Genomic DNA, 20,626 nt, shown 5'->3' with positions numbered 1-20,626 from the left:
TTATGCCCCCTTGGGTTCGGGATGGACGCCCGCAGCCTGCGGCTCGGCCAACTCGTTCTGGCCAGCCAGATCGTCGGCATCGCGCAGCGTGTCGAGATGCATCAGCTTCTTGATCAGCGGCGACACGACGATCACCAGAATGCCGAAACCGACCGCCCACAAGCCGATCGTGCCATAGACGTCGAGGACGAGCGCCTTGCCTGCCCCCTCGCCGCTCGCCTTTTCCGACCCCGTCGCCGCCGCGATCAGGCCGGCGGCGAAGTTGCCGGTTGCCGATGCGAAGAACCAGGTGCCCATGATCAGGCTCGCCATATGCGCCGGCGCGAGCCGGTTCATCGCGCTGAGACCGACGGGCGACAGGCACAGTTCGCCGGTCGTGTGGAACAGATAGATCAGGAAGATGAAGAGCACCGGGGTGGCATTTTCCATGCCGACCGCCGCCGCGCCCCATTTCAGCGCATAGAAACCAAGTCCGAGCTGCAGCATCGCAAGGCCGAACTTGACCGGTGTCGACGGCTCCATGCCGCGGCGGCCGAGCCAGGTCCACAGCCCCGCGAACAGCGGTGCGAGCAGGACGATATAGATGGCGTTGACCGACTGGAACACCGATGCCGGCACCCCGCCGCGGTCGACATAACGGTCGGTGAACAGGTTGAGCGACGACCCGGCCTGTTCGAACAGCGCCCAGAACAGGATCGAACCGAGAATCAGGAACATCGCGGCAAAGATGCGATCGCGGTCCTCGGCGGGCAGCTTGATGACCGCGGTGCCGATGACATAGGCGACAAGGATCGCGCCCGCACCGCCGAGCAGCGTACCGACGATCGCCTGGTTCTGGACCAGCCACCAGCAGACGACGACGGCGACGAGGCCGACGAGATAGAGCAGCCATTCGAACGGCACGCCGAACTTCTTTTCGGTGAGCAGCGCCGGATTCTCCGGCTCGCCGCGGCCGAGCAGCAGCGGCTTGAACGCGACGAAGACGATCAGGCCAAGCAGCATGCCGAAGCCGGCGGCGCCAAAGCCATAGGCCCAGCCATAGACTTCGCCGAGATAGCCGCAGAGCAGCGAACCGAGCGCCGCGCCGAGGTTAATCCCCATGTAGAAGATCGTGTAGGCGCCGTCGCGGCGCACGTCGGTACGCGGATAGAGCTGACCGACGATCACCGAGATATTGGCTTTCAGGAAGCCCGAGCCGACGATGATGAAGGCGAGCGCCAGCCAGAAGATGTTGAGGCTGGTCGGATCCTGTCCGCCGTCGCCCTCGAATCCCATCATGAAATGGCCGAAGGTCAGCAACACGGCGCCGTAAAGCACCGCCTTTCGCTGCCCCAGCCATCGGTCGGCGAGATAGCCGCCGAGCACCGGGGTAATATAGACCAGCGCGGTATACGCCCCATAAATGACACCCGATTCACTGTCCGAGAACAGCCAGTGCTTGGTCAGGTAGAAAATCAGGAGCGCGCGCATCCCGTAATAGGAAAAACGCTCCCACATTTCGGCGAAGAACAGAACAAACAGGCCCTTCGGATGGCCGAGAAACGTCCCGGCAGCATCCCCGTGCTGGGCATAGGCTTTGGTCATGGCGACCCTTCCCTGGGTATGGTGTTGGTCCCGAAAACGGGACAGATGGACGTAACACTAGCGTCAAAATTGCGTATGGGAAGAATCTAATTGCGCGTGAAACCATCGCAATCGGGCCGAAATAGTGTTGCGAACGATTCGCAACACTTGCGCAAACGCTCGGAAACCGCCACATGCGGCGCCATGTTCAACGACACCTCCTCGCTCCGCGCCCACCTCGCCACCCGCCGTTCGGGCAAGGCCCGCGACATGGTCGCGCCCGGCCCCGATGCCGCGACGCTGCACGACATCATCGCGCTCGCGCTGCGCACTCCCGACCATGGCAAGCTCGCGCCCTGGCGCATCGTCACGGTCGCGGACAATCAGCGCGAGACGCTTGCGACGCTGCTCAAGCAGGCATGGGTGAAAGAGAACCCGGGCGCTGCGGGTCTCGACCTCTCCGCGCTCGACCAGTTCGCGCATCAGGCGCCGACATTGCTCGTCCTCCTGTCGACTCCGGTCGAAGGATCGAAGATCCCGCTATGGGAACAGCAGATGTCGGCGGGCGCGGTCGGCATGAACCTGCTCCACGCCGCCCACGCGCATGGCTTCGTCGGCAGCTGGCTCACCGGCTGGGCGGCGTACAGCCCCGACGTCGCCGCGGCGTTCGGCGCGCGCGTCGGCGACACGATCGTCGGCTATTTCTTCCTCGGCACCGCCGGCGCCAACCTCTCCGAACGCCCCCGTCCTGAATATGACGACGTCGTTCGCGAGTGGGACATTTAATTTCAAACCCTGCTACACATCGATAATATTGTGATTTGACTGTGCTGCTGTCTTATGGCATTAAGGCGGCATGCTCGATCAGTCCAAACCCGTGTACCAGCGTCTGCGCGATGTGATCGCCAACGCCATCCTCGACGGCAGCTTCGGCGACGGCGACATGCTCCCGTCGGTGCGCAGCCTCGCTGCCGAAGAGGGCGCCAACCCGCTCACCGTCGCCAAGGCGTACCAGACCTTTCAGGACGAAGGCCTGGTGACCGTAAAGCGCGGGGTCGGCATGTTCGTCGCCGACGGCGCGACCGAGCGGCTGCGCACCCTGATGCGCGAAGATTTCCTGGCCAATGTGTGGCCCCCCGTCGCCGATCAGATGCGCCGCATCGGCCTCGACGCGCGGACATTGCTGGATCTGACCGAGGCCTGAGAAAAATCCTCCCTGTGGCGAAGCCATGGGGAGGGGGACCGCTTGCGAAGCAAGTGGTGGAGGGGCGGCGACGGCAGTGTTTTAGCCCCTCCGTCAGCGCTTCGCGCTGCCACCGCCCCATGGCTTCGCCACAGGGAGGATTTCGAAACTACCGCCCCACCTGCTCCATCTTCTCGCGCAAATCCGCCGCGCCCTGTGCGTTTCCACCCTCAGCGAGCAGGTCGGCATAGAGCCGCATGATCTCGCCGTTCAGCGGCTGCAGCCGGTACGCCAGCGCGATCAGCCCGGTCGCGCGTGCGCGATCGCCTCTGGCCGCATAGGCCTTCGCCAGTTCGCGCAGCACCACGACGTCACGATTGCCGATACGCTCGCGCACGCGCTCGAAATGGGTGATCGCATCGTCCCAATGTTCGATGTCCATCGCCAGAGAACCCGCCAGCCGGTCGGCGGCGATGCTCGACGGCTGGCTGTCGCGCAGCGCGAGGATCGTCGCCCCCGACCCCGCGATGTCACCCGCCCGGAACAGGGCATTCGCGAGCCGAAGCGTCGTCCGCTCACCTGCGTCGAGGTCGCGCGCGGCGCGGAAACTCTGCACCGCCTGGCCATATTCGCCCGCCGCCAGCGCCGCGTCGCCATATAGGATATGCGCATCGGCGACGCCGCGATTGGCGTCGCGCAGCCGCGTCGCGCGCTCCAGCGCCCGTGCCGCATTGCCGCCCGCCATCTCGGCCTCCATCGCCGGGATGACCTTCGCCGGGTTGAGCGGGTCGGCATCGGCCGCGGCCGACAGCGCAAAGCCATCGGGGCGGAAAGGCGCCGCCTCGCCCGGCGCCAGCGCGGCAGCGCGCGCCAGATAATCGGCCGAATCGGCCGCCCGACCCAGTTCGGCGGCGACCCGCGCGGCGAGCAACAGCGACCAGCTGTCGGCATCGGTGCGCGACACGATCGGCGCCAGCGCCTCGGCCGCGCCATCGGCATCGCCCCCGGACCATTCGGACACCGCCAGGATGCGCCGCGCGGTCAGATTGTGCGGCTGTTCGTCGATCAGCCGGTCGGCCCAGGTCGCCGCCACCGCTTCGCCGCCGAGTTCGAGCTCGACGATCGCGCTGAGCAGCATGAACGCCGGTTCCTCGTCCATTCGCCCGCGCGTGCGCTGGAGCAGGCTGCGCGCAAGTCGATAGTTGCCGGCGCGCGCCGCGACCACCGCCTGCAGATAATAGAGGCGCGGCTCGCCCGGCACGAGTGTCGCGGCGTGGCGCAGCGATACGAGCATGTCTTTGTACCGCCCCAGATCGCCGAGCGTCGCGGCGCGGTCGATCAGCGCCCCGGCATTGTCGGGATCAGCCTCCAGCGCGCGGTCGTACCAGGGCAGCGACGCGGTCAGCCCCAGCTGGGTGCGCACCAGGTTCGCCTTATACGCCAGCGCCGCACTATTCGCCTTGTCGAGTTCGATCGCATAATCGATCGCGTCGCGCGCGCCGAGCGCATCGGCATTGGCGTCGCGAAAGCGCGCGACGTCGACCCACAGGTCCGAACTGCGCGGCAAATCCTGCACCGCGCGGTCGAACGCATCGCGCGCCGAGGCAAGGTCGCCATTGCCCAGGTGGACATTGCCCGCGACCCACGCCGCCTCGCCGATCATCTCGGGCGCGATCGGCCCGGCGTCGAGGATGCGGAAGGCGCGATCGCCCTCGCCCTGCATCGCCGCGGCCTTCGCCGCCAACGGGCGCAGCGCCGCCGCGTCACCCCCCGCACCGAGCGCCGCCTGCACCGCGGCCTCGGCCCCGACACCGTCGCCGAGCTTGAACAGGATGCGCGCCAGCTCGACCTGCGCCGCAAGCTGCCTCGGATCGTCGGCGAGCGATTGCTGCAGTTCGACGCGCCGCTGTTCGAGATCGGCGCGCGGGCTCGCCGGGCGCGGCCCGTCGCACCCTGCCAGCAACAGCGCACCGAGCAGCACCCCGGTCAAGATGCGCAGGCGCCGCAATTCAGGCCGCCTGCATCCGATATTGCTTGAGCAGGTCGTACAGCGTCGGGCGGCTGATCCCGAGCAGCTTCGCCGCGAGCGAAATATTGCCCTCGCTCTGCATCATCGCGCGGCGGATCGCGACCCGGTCGGCCGCCTCGCGCGCGCTGCGCAGGTTGAGCCAGGCCTCCTCGTCGCCCGGTCCATGCGCGCCATCGACGCTGCCGGCGATATCGAGATCGCCCTTCGTCACCAGCTTGCCGTCGGCCATGATCACCGCGCGCTTGATGCGGTTTTCCAGCTCGCGGACATTGCCCGGCCAGCGTGCCTCGTCGATCGCCTGCAGCGCGTCGGGGGCGAAGCCGCGCACCCCGGGGTTCATCTCGGGCGCATATTGGTGGAGGAAATGCCGCGCCAGCAGCACCGCGTCGCCCGGCCGCTCGGCGAGCGCGGGGATTTTCACCACCATCTCGGCGAGCCGGTAATAAAGATCGTCGCGGAAACTCTGCGCCGCGATCATCGCGTCGAGGTCGCGGTGCGTCGCGCAGACGATCCGTGTATCGACTGCGATCGGCTTGCGCCCGCCGATCCGCTCGATCGTGCGTTCCTGCAGGAATCGCAGCAATTTGACCTGCAACGGCAGCGGGATGTCGCCGACCTCGTCGAGGAACAGCGTGCCGCCATGCGCCAACTCGATCTTGCCTTCGGTGGTTTTGACCGCACCGGTGAAGGCGCCCTTCTCATGCCCGAACAATTCGCTTTCGAGCAGATTCTCAGGGATCGCGGCGCAGTTGATCGCGACGAAGGCGCCGTCGCGGCGCCCGCTCGCCTCGTGCAGCCCGCGTGCCAGCAATTCCTTGCCGGTGCCGCTCGCGCCGAGCAGCATTACCGATACGCCCAGATTGGCGACGCGCTCGATCGTCCGTGCGACCTTCAGCATCTCGGGCGCCCCGGTGATCATCCCGCCGAGCACGCGGTTGTCGCTCGTCCCCTGCTCCGCCAGCCGCGCATTTTCGACCTCGAGTTCGCGGACATGGAACGCCCGCCGCACGATCAGGCCCAGTTCCTCGATATCGATCGGCTTCTGGTAGAAATCCCAGGCGCCCTGAGCGATCGCGTTCAACGCGCTGGCGCGCTCGCCGTGCCCCGACACGACGATGACCTTGGTATCGGGCTTGATCTCCAGGATCGCCTTCAGCGTCCGGAATCCCTCGCGCGTCCCGTCGGGATCGGGCGGCAGGCCCAGGTCGAGCGTGACCACATCGGGTTCTTCGGCGCGCAGCAGGTCGATCGCGCTATCATGGTCGCCCGCGATCAGCACCACATAGCCGTCATACGCCCATTTGAGCTGCGTCTGCAGCCCCGGGTCGTCCTCGACCACCAGCAGTTTGCGCGGTGCTTCGGCGCCGTCGTTCTTCATGATGCCACTTTCATCCAGTCGTTGCCTCGCCCCGCCGCACCGCCTTCGCCCGCGGCGGGCAACCACAGGGTGAAGCGGCTTCCCTTGCCCGGCTCGCTCGCGACATCGATCGTGCCGCCCATCGCCTGCGCGATCTGCAACGCTTCATAGGCGCCAAGCCCGAACCCCGCTTCCTTTGTCGAAACGAAGGGCTTGAACAATTCCTCGCGGATGAACTCGCGGGTCATCCCGCATCCCTGGTCGAGCACGTCGATCCGCACCCGCCCCGCCTCGCGCGCCGCGATCAGCTGCACCGATCCGTCGGCGGACGAGGCGTCGATCGCATTGGTCGCAAGATGCTCGAGGATCTGCCGCACCGATCCGCTATCGGCCCAGGCGGCGAGCCCGGCGTCGCAGCCGATCGACAGCGTCCGGCGCGGCCGCATCTGCGCCGCGACGGCGTCGAGCAGCGGTTCGATCGCCACGCGCCCGGCCTCCGCCGCGCGCCCGCGCTCGCGCGGCGACAGGCGTGCCAGCAGGTCGGACAACCGTCCCGCAGACAGCTTCAGCGTCTCGACCATATCGGCGCGAAACGCCGGATTGTCGGCATGACGCTCGGCATTGCGCGCGAGCAGCGCCAGCTGGCTCGCCAGATTCTTGATGTCGTGCATGATGAAGGCGAAGCGGCGGTTGAACTCGTCGAAACGCTTCGCCTCCGACAACGCCTGCTGGCTGTGCGATTCGGCGAGGTAGCTCGCCGCCTGCCGTCCCGCTATGCGCAGCACGTCGAGATCTTCCCAGTCGAGCGCGCGCGTCACCGGCGGACGGTGCAGCACCACCACCGCGATCATGCGCTGAAAATGGAGCACCGGCACGACGACCCACGCGCGCGTGTCGGCGACCAGCCAGTCGGGGATCGCGAGGTCGTGCCCGCCCGCGACCGTCGTCGCGCCGCGGCGCACCGCATCGAGGTCGACGATATGGCCGGTGTCCTGCAGCATGAAGGCCGAGCGCAGCGACAATATCGCATCGGCCTCGACCCCGGCTTCCCAATGCCAGCGGTCGGCGACGCGATAGCTGCCCTGCGGGTCGGGCAGCATCAGCAGCGCGCCCGGACTTCCGGTCAGTTCGGCGAGCGCCTTGGCGACGCGGCGGTACAGGTCGCCTTCCCCCTTGTCGGCGCTCTTGTCGGCGTCGTCGCCGGCACGCGCCAGCGTCGCGGTGAAGCGCATCCATTCGGCGCGATAGTCATAGCGATGCTCGAAGAAATGCTTGGAAATCATTACCGACAGCCAGGCCCGCGCGCGGCCCGAGGCGAGCAGCATCCCGCCGGCGCCGAGCGCGACGACCAGCGACAGCCCCTGCGCCAATTCGCCGTAATTGCCGCCGACCATCCGCGCCACCGCGCCAGCCAGCCCGATCAGGACCAGATACGCGGCGCCGCCGATCAGCAGCAAGGTCCGCGTCGCCGCGGTGCGCGACAGCCGCATCCGTTCGCGCCCGACATCCATCGCGGCAACGACGAAGGTCGGCAACGCGAGCAGTGCGACCGCCGGCAGCAACAGGATCAGCGTCGTCGCCGCCGACCCGGTCAGCGCGGCGATCAGCTGGATGTTGAGTTCATAGGCCCAGAGCATCGCAAAGCCCCCGGCGACCGCGAGCACCGGCATGCGCAGCCCGGCGCTGCCGTGGCGCACCCCGCTGTCGATGAGCAGCAGCCCGCCCGATGCGGCGATCATCGCGACCAGTTCAAGCCCCGGCCCCGCCCATTCGTCCGACAGCCCGCCCTGGCGCAGCCACACCGCGCTGCCGAACGACAGCGCGACGACGCAGAAGGTGACGAGCATGCGCTGAATCAGCCGCAGCGGCCGCGACATCGGCGCACGCTCGTTCCAGAAGGTCGCGCCGAGCCAGCCGAGCAGGGCGATGTTGCGCAGCGCCCGCCCGACAAGCGCCTCGGCCGATCCGGGACCGAAGACATAAGCTGCGGCGCACCACAGCGTCATCGCCGCCGCCGCGGCGACCAGCCAGCCGAAACCCGGCATCAGCGTCGCCATGCGCGCGCGCGGCCGCATCAGAAGCCACAAGGTGACGCCGGCGAAACCCGCCAGCGCCAGGCCGCCGAGGATCGCCGAAAGACCGGTGAGCGCGCCCATTTTAGCGCGCGCCCTCGGGCCACAGCACGACGCGCACCGTCTGGAGCAGGATCAGCAGGTCGAGGAAGGGCGAATAATTTTTGGCGTAATAGAGATCATATTCGAGCTTCACCCGCGCATCCTCGACCGACGCGCCATAGGGATAGTTGATCTGCGCCCAGCCGGTCAGTCCCGGCTTCACCATGTGGCGCTCGGCATAATAGGGCAGTTCCTCGGTCAGCTCCTCGACGAAGCTCGGCCGTTCGGGGCGCGGGCCGACAAAGCTCATCTCGCCCTTCAGCACGCACCAGGTCTGCGGCAGTTCGTCGATACGCAGCTTGCGGATGATGTTGCCGACGCGGGTGATCCGCGGGTCGTTCGCGCTCGCCCACACCGCCTTACCCGCGGCCTCGGCATCGGTGCGCATCGAGCGGATCTTGACGATATTATAGGTTTCGCCGAACAGCCCGACGCGCGGCTGGCGATAGAAGATCGGCCCCTTGCTGTCGATCCGCACCGCGATCCCCGCGATGACGATCAGCGGCAGGCCGATCACCAGCACGGCGAGGCTGGCAAAAATGTCGAACAGGCGCTTGCTGACCTTGCCGATCCGCTGCCCCGCCGAAAATCCGTCCGAAAAGATCAGGAAGCTCGGGTTCGTCGTCGCCAGGTCGACGCGGCCGGTCTCGCGCTCGAGAAAGCTCGCGATGTCGTTGACATGCACCCCGGTGGTCTTGACCCGCAGCAGGTCGGCGAGCGGCAGCGACCCGCGCCGTTCCTCCATCGCCAGCACCACCTCGCCCGCCCCCAGCGCGACGGCATGCTCGGCAAGGTTCGCGACATCGCCGCGCGGCACCGCGTCGGCGATCGCCGTTTCGCCATCGGCCATCGCGACATAGCCGGTGATCGTCAGCCCGCTGCCCGGTTCGTCGGCGAGCGTGCGCAGCCGCGCCGCACGCGGCCCCGCGCCGAGGATCAGGATCCGCCGCCGGAACTGGTCGGCCCCCGCGGTCTGGGTCACCGCCAGCCGGATCAGGAACAACAGCGCGATCGCGAACCCCATCGCGTAAACGCTATTCGCGCGCCACAGGGTCGCGTCGGGGAGCAGGAAGCCGGTGAGCGACAGGAAGATCACGCCCAGCGAAATCGCGGCGAGCAGCCGCGCGGTGGCGAAACCCATCGAGCGCAGCGCCTCGGTCCCGTACATGCCGACCGCCATCATCGCGAGCGCGTTGGACACCGCAAAGGTCAACAGCGGCAACCAGCGGTCGGCAAGTTCGCCGGCGTCGAAACCGGCCTGGTGCGCATAAAGATGCCACGCCCCCTCGGCCGAGCCGAGCAGCGCGAAAAACTCGATCAGCGCCAGCCAGACGACGGCGTGCGGGACATAATGTTTGAACAGTCGGAACATGGGAAAGTGGCGCCCTTTCAGGCGCACACCTAGCTGTGAGGGGTGAAGTGTCGGTTAACTTTACACACAGGTTGGCGCCGACCGCTCTGGATTGCTTCGCTTCGCTCGCAATGACGAGCCTCCAAATGCTCCGTCATTGCGAGGAGCGAAGCGACGCGGCAATCCAGAGCGGTTCAAGGCCAGCCTTGCACCATGAACCCATTCAAGGGATGACCATTCCGTCCGAAAGGCTTAGACCGTCTCCATGACCCTTCAGATTCAACCCGTTATCCTGTGCGGCGGCGCCGGCACGCGGCTGTGGCCCGAATCGCGCGGGGATCGCGCCAAGCAGTTCCTCCCGCTCACCGGCGCCGACAGCCTGTTCCAGCAGACCGTCGCGCGCACCCCCGCCGGCGAACATTTCCTGCCGCCGGTCATCCTGTGCGGCGACGGCCATGTCGCGACGGTGCGCGACCAGATGGGGGCGCATGAGGCCAGGCTGCTCGTCGAACCGATGCCGCGCAACACCGCCGCCGCGATCGCCCTTGCCGTTGCGCAGGCCGATGCCGACACCTTGCTGCTGGTGATGCCCAGCGACCATGTCATCGCCGACGTCCCCGCCTTCCACGCCGCGATCGCCAAGGCGGCACGGCTCGCGCAGGCGGACTGGCTCGTCACCTTCGGCATCACTCCCGAGCGCCCTGACACCGGCTTCGGCTATATCGCCAGCGGCGCCCCGATCGGCGAGGATGGTTTCGCGGTTGACCGTTTCGTCGAGAAGCCGCCGCTCGAAACCGCCGAGGCGATGCTCGCGGCGGGCGGCTACAACTGGAACGCGGGTATCTTCCTGTTCCGTGCCGGGCGGATGCGCGATGCGATGCTTACCCATTGCCGCGCAATCTTCGAGGCCGCCGACAAGGCCGCGGCCGCCGGAATGCGCGATGGCGATGCGCTCTACGCCGACGCGCTGCTGTTCGAAACCGCGCCGTCGGACTCGATCGACTATGCCGTCATGGAAAAGGACGACCGCGTCGCCGTCGTCCCTGTCGCGATGGGCTGGTCCGACCTTGGCAGCTGGCAGGCGGTCCATGCCCTCGCCGCGTGCGACGAGGCCGACAATGCGACCGTCGGCGACGTCTTCCTCCACGACAGCCTCGGCAACCTGATCCGCGCCGGCGGCAAGCGGGTGTCGGTCGTCGGCATGGAGGGGGTCGCGGTGATCGTCGACGGCGACGACATCCTGGTCATGCCGCTCAAACGCTGCCAGGACGTCCGCGCCGCCGCGAAGGCGCGCGAATAGCCGCATGACCGGGTCGCACCGCTTTGCCGATGCGCCGCTCGGGCTGCTGCAGCATCGCCCGCTCGAACGGCGCGCGCGCCATTGCCACGACAACGCCTTCGTCGCGGTGGTGCTCGAGGGCGGCTATCAGGAGGCGGGGGACGAAGGCCGCTTCGACGTCGGTCCCGGCGACGTCCTGATCCATCACGCGTTCGAATCGCATCTGGGCCGCATCGCGGCGCGCGGTGCCCGCGTCCTCGTGCTCGACCTGCCACCCGCGCTTGCCGCCACCGCGCATGTCCGCGGCCATGTCCGCGACCCCGACCGCCTCGTCCGCCTCGCCGCGCGCGACCGCGACGCCGCCACCGCCGCGCTCGCCGGGGATTTCGTCGCCGCGCCGCCGTCGGCGCTCGACTGGCCCGACCGGCTCGCCGGCGACCTCCGCCGTCTCGCCCCCTTCGCGCTATCCGCTTGGGCCGAGAGCAAGGGCGTGCGCGCCGAAACCCTCAGCCGCGGCTTCCGCGCCGCCTATGGCTGCACCCCCAAGGCGTATCGCGCCGACGTCCGCGCCCGCGCCGCGCTCGCGGCGATCCGCACGACTGGTGAGGCGCTGACCGCGATCGCCCATCGACTCCACTTCACCGACCAGGCGCATATGACCCACGCCGTCGCGCAGCTCACCGGCGCCACCCCGGGTTTCTGGCGGCGAGGTCAATTGGCTACAAGACCCGCCTGATCCGATTGTGTAGGATTGGGGCAACACACCTAGTCCGGAGACCTCCCCATGCTCGACCGCCGCACGCTCCTTGCCACCCTCGCCGCGACGTCGGCGCTCGCCGGCACCCGCGCGCACGCGATGCTCGCCGAACCCGCGAGCGAAGGCGACCGGCTGACCGCGCTCTACGAACGCATCTACGACCGGCTGATCGACGAAAGCCCCGAATTCGCCGCCGCGCTCGGGCTCGACAAGGGCGACCGCGCGGCGCTCAAGGCCAAGCTCGACGACCGTTCACCCGCGGGGATCAAGAAGAACCACCAGCTCTATCGCGACGGCCTCGCCGACCTCAAAAAGATAAACGTATCAAAGCTTTCGGGCATGGACCTCGTCAATTACGAAACCTTCCGCGGCCCGTGGGAGGGCTATGTGAAGGCCTATGACACATTCTCCTACGGCCTCCACAGCTGGCCCGAACCGCATCCGGTGACGCAGTTGTCGGGCAGCTATCGCGCGGTCCCCGATTTCCTGATCAACCAGCATGCAATCGCCGGGGCCGCCGATGCCGAAGCCTATCTGGCGCGCTGCGCCGACTTTGCGGTCCAGCTCGATAACGAAACCGGGCGGATCAAGATCGATCATGCCAATGGCATCATCCCGCCCGCCTTCGTCATCGACCGCACCCTCGGCCAGTTCGACCGCATCTGGGCCCCCGCGCCCGACGCCAACGGCCTGACGACCAATATCGCGGCAAAGACCAAGGACATCCCCGGCGACTGGGCGGCGCGCTGCGCGGCGCTCATTAAGGACAAAATCTATCCGGCGATGCAGCGTCAGGCCGCCGAACTTCGCGCGGTGCGGCCCAAGGCGACCCACGACGCCGGCGTCTGGCGCCTGCCGCAGGGCGAGGATTATTACGCCTATGCGCTGCGCTTCGCGACGACGACGGGCATGTCGGCCGAGGAGGTGCACAAGCTCGGCCTCGACCGCGTCGCCGATCTGTCGGCGCAGGCCGACGCGATCTTCAAGGCCCAGGGCATGACCAAGGGCAGCGTCGCCGAACGGATGCGCGCGCTCGGCAAGGACCAGCGTTTCCTCTATCCCAACACCGACGAAGGCAAGGCGAAGCTGATCGCCGAGCTCAACAACCAGATGCAGGCGATGCAGGCCCGCCTGCCCGAAGCTTTCGGCCGCCTGCCTAAGGCGAAGGCCGAGATCCGCCGCGTCCCCGCCGATATCGAGGATGGCGCGACCGGCGGCTATTATCAGGTCCCCGCGCTCGACGGCTCGCGCCCCGGCGCCTATTATATCAACCTGCGCGATACCGCCGAAAATCCCAGCTGGACGCTGCCCACGCTGACCTATCACGAGGCCTCGCCCGGCCATCACCACCAGATCGCGCTCGCGCAGGAAGCGACCGGCATCCCGCGCCTCCGCCGCCTGCCCGCTTATTCGGTCTATACCGAAGGCTGGGGCCTCTATGCCGAACAGCTCGCCGACGAAATGGGCGTCTATGAAAACGACCCGTGGGGCCGGCTCGGTTACCTGCAATCCTACATGTTCCGCGCCGCGCGGCTCGTCGTCGATACCGGGCTCCACCATTATCGCTGGACCCGCGAGAAGGGCATCCAATATTATAACGAGACGCTCGGCACCCCCGAACCGTCGAACGTCACCGAGATCGAACGCTATTGCGTCTGGCCCGGTCAGGCGACGAGCTACATGGTCGGCCAGACCCAATGGGTGGCGATCCGCGAAAAGGCGAAGGCCGCGCTCGGCGACAAATTCGACCTGCGTGCCTTCCACGACACCGCGCTGTCGGCGGGCGCGATGCCGATCGAGGTGCTCGCGGGGCTGATCGAGCGCTGGACTGCGGCACAACTGGCCTAGCGCCCGACGTCGCGCCGCCTTGCAAAAAGCGGTCGGCGCAGCTACAGGCCGCGCCAGCCAAATCCCGGCCACAGTCTGAAACGGAAAGGAGAGATCATGCGAACCGCTGTTCACACACACCGCATCCTAACTTTCCACCGTCATCAGGATTCTGTGACATGGGCACTTTGCTTGCAGGCGGCACCGCTCGCCTGACCCTTTCGCGCCGTACCGGCACGAGCCACTATTTCATTACCAAAGCCGCCGCATCGGCTGCCTCCCTCGCGGGGGAGCTTCGTCATGCGCGCTGATATGTTCAAGGTCATCGTCGAACGCCCGCGCCAGGCGTCACGCTATGCGCCGTCCGTAAAGCTCAAGAGGAGCGATCCGGGCATCCATTTCATCGGCCACAAGCGCCAGGTCAAAACCGAGGCACGCTATTACAAGGACCTCAATGAAAATCTTGGCCCGCTGATCCGCTTCCTGCGGAGCCGGCGCGGTCGCCGCTGGGACGATGTGTTCAGCGAAATCTGCGCCGGGCTCGACACCGGCAGCACGGTGAAGATGCACGTCCGCGCACATCTCGACGATTTTGTCGCCTCGCGTATCTCGATCGGACGCGACGGCGAATGGATGATGGACGGAGAGGTCCTGGGCCGCAAGGGTCGGTGGAGTTGGCGCCGCTGGCACTTCTTCGTCGATCCGACCGACGGCATCCTGCGCGACGCCGCCGAACTGGAACGCCGCCTGCCGCCCGCCAACCGCGCGGCGAAAGGCGGTGGACGATGAGCGATACCCCGATCCACCTCGTCGGCGCCGACCCGCGCCTGTTCGACCCGGTCGCGCTCGACCAGCTCGAACGCACCGCCGCGCTGCCCGGCATCGCGCGGGTCGTCGGGCTTCCCGACCTGCACGCCGGACGCGGCATTGCGGTGGGCGCGGCCTATTGGTCACCGACGCATCTCTATCCGCACCTCGTCGGCGGCGACATCGGCTGCGGCATGGCCTTGTGGCAAACCGACGGAACCTTGCGCAAATTCCGCCTCGATGCCGTCGAGCGCAAGCTCCACGGCCTCGACGGTCCGTGGGATGGCGATGCGGCGGCGATGCTCGCGGCTGCGGGCCTTCCCGCCGACCTCGCCGACGCCTCGCTCGGCACGATCGGCGGCGGCAACCATTTCGTCGAGTTGCAGCGGGTCGAGGAGGTGGTCGATGCCGACCGCTTCGCGGCGCTCGACCTTCATCCCGACCGCGTCTGGATGATGGTGCACAGCGGCTCGCGCGGGCTCGGTCAGGCGATCCTCGACGCCTGGACCGCGCGCGGCGCGCTGGCCGGGCTCGCCGCCGACAGCGACGATGGCCGCGCTTATCTGGCCGATCATGACCGCGCGATGGGTTGGGCGGTTGTCAACCGCGACGTGATCGCCGCGCGCTTTCTCGCGGCGCTCGGTCTCGACGGGCGGCGGCTGCTCGACATCTGCCACAACAGCGTCACCCCGCTGGACGGCGGCTGGCTCCACCGCAAGGGCGCCGCTCCCGCCGACCGCGGGCTGGTCGCGATCCCCGGCTCGCGCGGCGACTTCAGCTATCTCGTCGAGCCGCTCGCCACGCGCGCGAACGAAGCCCTCCGTTCGCTCGCGCATGGCGCGGGCCGCAAATGGAGCCGGAGCGATGCCCGCGCGCGGCTGTCGGACCGCTTCAAGGTGGCCGAACTCGAACGCACCGCGCTCGGCAGCCGGGTGATCTGCGAGGATCGGCAATTGATCTTCGAGGAAGCGCCGCAGGCTTATAAGGATATCGCGCGCGTGATCGCCGACCTCGAACAGGCGGGCCTCGTCCGCGTCGTCACGCGGCTCCGCCCGCTCATCAGCTACAAGGTGAGACGCGCATGACCGAGATCATCCTCCACCTGTCGTCGGGAAGCGGCCCCGCCGAATGCCGCTGGGTCGTCGCCCGCCTCGCCCGCGCCTTTATCCGCGAGGCGCGGGGCTGCGATGTCGAATGCGAACCGCTGGAGGTGCCCGACGACGATCCGGCCTCGCTGCTGCTGCGCGTGTCGGGATCCGGCGCCGAATCCTTTGCGCAGCAACGGACGGGGACGATCCTGTGGACCGGGCAAAGCCCCTTCCGGCCAACGCACAAGCGCAAGAACTGGTTCGTCGGCGTCGCGCCCGTCGATCTTGCCGAAGAGACCGACGAAATCCGCGATGCCGACATCGACTATCAGGCAATGCGCGCGAGCGGTCCGGGCGGCCAGCATGTCAACAAGACCGACAGCGCGGTCCGCGCGACCCACCGCCCGACCGGCCTGGTCGCCGTATCCCAGGAGCAAAGGTCACAGCACGCCAATCGCAAGGTCGCGCGGCTGAAGCTCGTCCTGCTGCTCGCCGAACGGCGCGAAGCCGCTGCAGGCGATGCCCGGCGCGACGCATGGGACCGCAATCAGGGTCTCGAACGCGGCAATCCGGTGCGGACCTACGTCGGCGCGGATTTCCGGCTCAAGCGGTGATGACGGGCGGGTTTTTCGGCAACACCAGTCGCGCCGCCAGCCCGCCCAGCCCGCTCTCGCCGAGTTCGAGCGCGCCGTCCATCGCCTGCGCCGCCTTCGCCGCCGACGCCAGCCCCAGCCCGGCGCCCCCGGCGTCGCGCGCCCGCGCATCGTCGAGGCGCCGGAACGGCAATAGCGCTTCGGCGCGCTGACCCGGCGCGATGCCCGGCCCGTCGTCCTCGACCGCGACGAAGAACCGGTCGGGCGCCGCCTCGGCGAGGATCAGCTCGATCCGCTCGCCATGGCGCCGCGCATTGTCGATCAGGTTCGCGATGATCCGCTTGATCGCCAGCGGCCGCCCGATGACGAGCAGTTCGTCGGGGCCGCGATAGGCGATCGCGGCGCCCAGGTCGGCGGCGTTGTCGGCGGCGGTCGACACCAGCGCCGCGACGTCGATCAACCGCACCGCCTCGTCCTCGCCGCTGCGGACATAGGCGAGCGTCGATTCAATGAAATGCTCCATCTCGACGAGATCGGCGGCGATCGCGTCGCGTGCCTCGTCGTCATCGAGCAGCGAGGCGCGCAACCGAAGCCGCTGGATCGGGGTGCGCAAATCGTGCGACACCGCGACCAGCGCATGCGTATGGTCCTCCATCGCATCGAGCAGCCGGCGCTGCATCGCGGCAAAGGCGGTGGCGACGCGTCGCACCTCGGGCGGCCCCTCGACCGCCAGCACGCCGACTTGGCCCTGCCCCGTCGCGTCGGCGGCTTCGGCAAGGTTGCGCAAGGGGCGCACCAGCGCATGCACCATGATCAGCGCCAGACCGAGCACCGTCGCGATCAGCAACAGGTGCATCGCGATCACCGCCCCCGGCGACGGCGGCGCCCCCAGATAGGGGCTGATGCGAAAGGTGATATAACTCTGGTCGGCGAGTTGCAGCGCCCCGATCAGGTCGCGCTCGCCCGCCGCTTCCGACGGGATCAGCGTCAGCCTGAGCTCGCGCCCCGCGAGGCCCGGCGCCGCGCGGACGAGCCGCGCGCGCATCGTGCCGAGTTGCTCGAAGGACGCGCTGTAATCGGTGATGACGCTGCGCGGCACCCAGTTCAGCGACAGGCCCCTGGTTGCGAGGCGGTGCATCGCACGCTCGCGCCGGTCCACCGGATTCGCCAGCGCCGTTCGTTCGGCCTCGACCAGCTGCGCCGCGATCCGCTCGACCTGTTCGACCGGAAGCAGTTCGCGTTCCTGCCAGCGATGCAGCGCGACATTGCCGACGAGCTCGAGCACGACCGCACAGGCGAGCACCAGCGCGATCCGTCCAACCATACCCAGCGGACGGCGGCCCATGGTCAGGCGACGCTGACGTCGGCGGCGAACATGTAACCGACGCCGCGGATCGTGCGGATCAGCGGGCGCGTCTTGCGCCCGTCGCCGAGCTTGCGCCGCAGCCGGCTGATCAGCACGTCGATGCTGCGGTCGGTCGGGGTCGCGATCCGGCTGCGCGCCAGTTCGAGCAGACGCTCGCGCCCGATCATCCGCTGCGGATAGCGCAGCAGCGCGAGCAGCAGTTCATGCTCGGCGGCGGTCAGGTCGATCTCGGCCCCCGACGGCGCGATCAACTCGCGGCGGCGGCCATGATAGGACCAGCCGGCGAAGTCGAAACGCTCGGGCGCCGGAATGTCGAGCGGGACATGCGTGTCCGCCGCGCGCCGCAACACCGCGCGCACCCGCGCCAGCACTTCGGGCCGCCCGAACGGCTTGGCGATATAATCGTCGGCGCCGAGGTCGAGCCCGGTCACCCGGTCGCTTTCCTGACCGCGCGCGCTGATCATGATGATCGGCACCCCGCTGCGCGCGCGGATCATCCGGCACAGATCGAGCCCGCTCGCCCCCGGCAGCATGATGTCGAGCAGCACCAGGTCGACCTGCCGCTCGGCGAGCGCGGTTTCCAGTTCGCCGCCGTCGGCGGCGCCGGTGACGTCATAGCCGCATTCGCGCAGGATCCGCGACAACAGCGTCCGCACCCCGGCATCGTCGTCGACGACGACGATATGCTGCGGGATCGCCGGGGCCTGTGGAGCCTGCAGGGTTCCAGGCCGGTCGATGATTGCCAATTGTGACAAAGTGTTGCTCCTGCGCCCGGCGGGCGTCTTCGCGATTGACCCAGGGCCCCGTCCGCACCAGTTCGCCCCCCGAATGTCAATGATAATCATTCGCATTATCGGGGGTAACCATGAACACGCCTTTCGTCTCTCCTTCGTCCAGCGCCAGCCTCGTCGCGATCGCCGCGCTTCTCGCCATGCCCGCCGCGGCGTTCGCCGAAGAGGGCGAAGCACCGGGCGGCGACATCGTCGTCACCGCCGCGGGCTATGAGCAGAAGATCACCGACGCGCCGGCCAGCATCACCGTGGTGACCGCGGACGAACTGCGCCAGCGCCCCTATATCACCCTGATCGACGCGGTCCGCGATATCGAGGGCGTCGACGTCGGCGAAACCTCCGACAAGACCGGCCAGCGCACGATCAGCATCCGCGGCATGGGGTCGGACTATACGCTGATCCTGATCGACGGCCGCCGCCAGAACAACCATGGCGACATCTATCCCAACAGCTTCGGCGGCAACCAGTTCAACCACATCCCACCGCTCGACACGATCGAGCGGATCGAGGTCATCCGCGGCCCCGCCTCGACGCTCTACGGCGCCGACGCGCTCGGCGGCGTCATCAACATCATCACCAAGAAGGTGCTCGACCGCTGGACCGGCTCGGCGACCTTTGGCCGCAGCATCCAGGAAGACACCGACTTCGGCGACGACATGACCTTCGACGCCGCGCTCAGCGGCCCGATCGTTCCCGGCATCATCGGGATGAAATTGCGCGGTTCCTATTACAAGCGCTACCCGTCGGAGCCCGATTTCGCGCCCGTCGTCGATCCCGCCGGCGTCTCGCACGTCCGCGGCCTCGGCTTCGGCGGCGGCGGCAAGACGGTCAGCAACACCAACCGCGCCTATGGCGGCTCGCTGACCTTCACCCCCTCGCCCGATCACAGTTTCATCTTCGACATCGACTATTCGAAACAGGTCTATGACAACACGCCGATCGTCGATCCCGACACCGGGGTGATCACCTATCCGCTCGGCACCCTCGACGGCATCGAGAGCATCTGGCGCGCCACCGGCGGCGTCGTCCAGCCGCGCGTCGGCTATACCCAGGAACAGGTGTTCGACCGCCTGTCGTGGGCCGGCACCTATAATGGCGACCTCGGCTTCGCCCGCGCCTTCCTGTCGCTCGCCTATATCGAGACGAACAACAAGGGCCGCACCATGCCCTTCTCGGTCGCTGAACGGCTGCTGTTGCAACAGATGTTCAGCGGCACCGGCCCTTATGCGGGCATGCCGACCGCCGAACGCCGTGCGCTCGCCGAACGCACCTTCCTGCCGCGCCCGATCCGCACCCTCGAAAGCGCGCAATATACCGTCGATGGCCGCATCGACATCCCGGTCGAAAATCTCGCCGGGCGGCATAATTTCGTGATCGGCGGCCAATATATCGACGGCACGCTCGACGACGGCGTCTTCGGCCTCGAGGCCGCGGTCGGCGGGGTCGAGGCGGTGCAGGACCACCGCATCTGGTCGCTGTTCGCCGAGGACAACTGGACCCCGTTCGAAGGCTTCAGCATCACCGGCGGCGTCCGCTACGACAATCACAATCTGTTCGGCGGCCGCTTCAGCCCGCGCCTCTACGCCAATTACACGATCAGCCCGACGCTGACCGTCAAGGGCGGCGTGAGCACCGGCTACAAGACCCCCAAGACCACCGACCTTTACGACGGCATCCGCGGCTTCGGCGGCCAGGGCACCAGCCCCTTCATCGGCAACCCCGACCTCAAGCCCGAAACCAGCGTCAACAGCGAGATCGCGCTCTACTGGAACCCGTCGGCGGCGAGCGGCATCAACGTCACGCTGTTCCACAACAAGTTCAAGGACAAGATCGACACGACGATCGTCGAGCCGTGCGCGCTCACCAACTTCGTGCGCCCCTGCGCCAATCTCGGCGATTATTGGGAGGTGCTCGGGCTTGGCCGGACGATCAGCATTCCGTTCAACGTCGACAAGGCGCGGATCAAGGGGGCCGAGGTCGCGGGCCGCTACGAAGTCTTCACCGGCCTGTCGATCCGCGCCAATTACACCTACACCGACAGCAAGCAGCAGACCGGGGCATCGGCGGGCCAGCCGCTGACCCAGTCGGCAAAGCATATGGCCAATGCGACGCTCGACTGGCAGCCGCTCGACGGCCTGTCGGCGCAGCTGTCGACCGAGCATCGCTCGCGCCGCTATCGCGGCGTCGCGACCAACGGCGATCATCTCTATTACAGCAGCTACACCGTGCTGAACTTCGGCGCGCAATATCGCCTGAACGATCATCTGACGATCAGCGGCCGGGTCAACAACCTGCTCGACCGCGACTTCCGCGCCTATGACGTCGATTTCGGCGATCCGGTCGGCGGCGCCTACACTCCAACCTACATCGATCATTACAACAACAAGGACAAGGCGCGCAGCTATTGGATCAGCGTCAACGCGCGCTTCTGACCCGTTCGCCGCGGCGGCGAAGGCCGATT

16 protein-coding genes are annotated in these 20,626 nt (G+C 67.6%); 9 read left to right on the top strand and 7 right to left on the bottom strand.

Annotated elements, in window-relative coordinates; genetic code table 11:
• On the bottom strand, window positions 1-1,584 hold the full coding sequence (locus AC07U1_RS20275) for a peptide MFS transporter (RefSeq protein WP_495177737.1): 1,584 nt from the start codon (window positions 1,582-1,584) through the stop codon (window positions 1-3).
• Between the two features lie 183 nt (window positions 1,585-1,767).
• Here AC07U1_RS20275 and AC07U1_RS20270 point away from each other — a divergent pair, with 183 nt between their 5' ends.
• Together AC07U1_RS20270 and AC07U1_RS20265 are read left to right on the top strand one after the other, a co-directional pair.
• Window positions 1,768-2,349 carry a nitroreductase family protein gene (locus AC07U1_RS20270; protein WP_495177738.1) on the top strand — a complete coding sequence of 194 codons (582 nt, stop codon included), beginning with the start codon at window positions 1,768-1,770 and terminating at the stop codon, window positions 2,347-2,349.
• Window positions 2,350-2,419: 70 nt separating this feature from the next.
• Entirely contained in the window at window positions 2,420-2,767 is a 348-nt protein-coding gene (locus AC07U1_RS20265; protein WP_056350846.1) for a GntR family transcriptional regulator, read from the top strand.
• A gap of 148 nt (window positions 2,768-2,915) precedes the next feature.
• Here the strand turns inward: AC07U1_RS20265 and AC07U1_RS20260 are convergent, their stop codons facing one another.
• The 4 genes from AC07U1_RS20260 to AC07U1_RS20245 are packed head-to-tail and all read right to left on the bottom strand — an operon-like array spanning window position 2,916 to window position 9,678.
• Window positions 2,916-4,754, bottom strand: coding sequence for a tetratricopeptide repeat protein (locus AC07U1_RS20260; RefSeq protein WP_495177739.1), 1,839 nt, complete (start codon window positions 4,752-4,754; stop codon window positions 2,916-2,918).
• 1 nt (window position 4,755) lies between these two features.
• On the bottom strand, window positions 4,756-6,153 hold the full coding sequence (gene prsR, locus AC07U1_RS20255) for a PEP-CTERM-box response regulator transcription factor (RefSeq protein ID WP_495177740.1): 1,398 nt from the start codon (window positions 6,151-6,153) through the stop codon (window positions 4,756-4,758).
• Window positions 6,150-8,288, bottom strand: coding sequence for an XrtA/PEP-CTERM system histidine kinase PrsK (gene prsK / locus AC07U1_RS20250; protein WP_495177741.1), 2,139 nt, complete (start codon window positions 8,286-8,288; stop codon window positions 6,150-6,152). Before prsK ends, prsR begins: the two co-directional genes overlap by 4 nt.
• A 1-nt stretch (window position 8,289) precedes the next feature.
• A complete protein-coding gene (locus AC07U1_RS20245; RefSeq protein WP_495177742.1) occupies window positions 8,290-9,678 on the bottom strand; it encodes a TIGR03013 family XrtA/PEP-CTERM system glycosyltransferase in 1,389 nt (462 codons plus the stop codon).
• Between the two features lie 244 nt (window positions 9,679-9,922).
• On the opposite strand from AC07U1_RS20245, the gene AC07U1_RS20240 reads away from it, so the two are divergent.
• The 6 genes from AC07U1_RS20240 to prfH all read left to right on the top strand — a co-directional run bounded on the left by AC07U1_RS20240 (window position 9,923) and on the right by prfH (window position 16,029).
• A complete protein-coding gene (locus tag AC07U1_RS20240; RefSeq protein WP_187139717.1) occupies window positions 9,923-10,957 on the top strand; it encodes a mannose-1-phosphate guanylyltransferase in 1,035 nt (344 codons plus the stop codon).
• Window positions 10,958-10,961: 4 nt separating this feature from the next.
• Window positions 10,962-11,672, top strand: a complete 711-nt coding sequence (locus AC07U1_RS20235; RefSeq protein WP_495177743.1) for a helix-turn-helix domain-containing protein — start codon at window positions 10,962-10,964, stop codon at window positions 11,670-11,672.
• 48 nt (window positions 11,673-11,720) lie between these two features.
• Window positions 11,721-13,541, top strand: coding sequence for a DUF885 domain-containing protein (locus AC07U1_RS20230; protein ID WP_495177744.1), 1,821 nt, complete (start codon window positions 11,721-11,723; stop codon window positions 13,539-13,541).
• Window positions 13,542-13,820: 279 nt separating this feature from the next.
• Window positions 13,821-14,309 carry a hypothetical protein gene (locus tag AC07U1_RS20225; protein WP_495177745.1) on the top strand — a complete coding sequence of 163 codons (489 nt, stop codon included), beginning with the start codon at window positions 13,821-13,823 and terminating at the stop codon, window positions 14,307-14,309.
• Complete coding sequence (locus AC07U1_RS20220; RefSeq protein ID WP_495177746.1) at window positions 14,306-15,412, top strand: RNA ligase RtcB family protein; 1,107 nt, start codon at window positions 14,306-14,308, stop codon at window positions 15,410-15,412. Before AC07U1_RS20225 ends, AC07U1_RS20220 begins: the two co-directional genes overlap by 4 nt.
• Entirely contained in the window at window positions 15,409-16,029 is a 621-nt protein-coding gene (prfH, locus tag AC07U1_RS20215) for a peptide chain release factor H (RefSeq protein ID WP_495177747.1), read from the top strand. Before AC07U1_RS20220 ends, prfH begins: the two co-directional genes overlap by 4 nt.
• Here the strand turns inward: prfH and AC07U1_RS20210 are convergent.
• Window positions 16,019-17,332, bottom strand: coding sequence for an ATP-binding protein (locus AC07U1_RS20210; protein WP_495197785.1), 1,314 nt, complete (start codon window positions 17,330-17,332; stop codon window positions 16,019-16,021). The genes prfH and AC07U1_RS20210 overlap by 11 nt on opposite strands.
• 23 nt (window positions 17,333-17,355) lie before the next feature.
• Window positions 17,356-18,093, bottom strand: a complete 738-nt coding sequence (locus AC07U1_RS20205; RefSeq protein WP_495178461.1) for a response regulator transcription factor — start codon at window positions 18,091-18,093, stop codon at window positions 17,356-17,358.
• Between the two features lie 146 nt (window positions 18,094-18,239).
• Between AC07U1_RS20205 and AC07U1_RS20200 the strand changes: the two genes are divergently transcribed.
• A complete protein-coding gene (locus AC07U1_RS20200; RefSeq protein WP_495177749.1) occupies window positions 18,240-20,597 on the top strand; it encodes a TonB-dependent receptor domain-containing protein in 2,358 nt (785 codons plus the stop codon).
• Window positions 20,598-20,626 lie beyond the last annotated feature (29 nt).

Source organism: Sphingopyxis sp. GW821-FHT02C12, from assembly GCF_059421785.1.
This window is presented reverse-complemented; position numbering and strand designations above follow the sequence as displayed.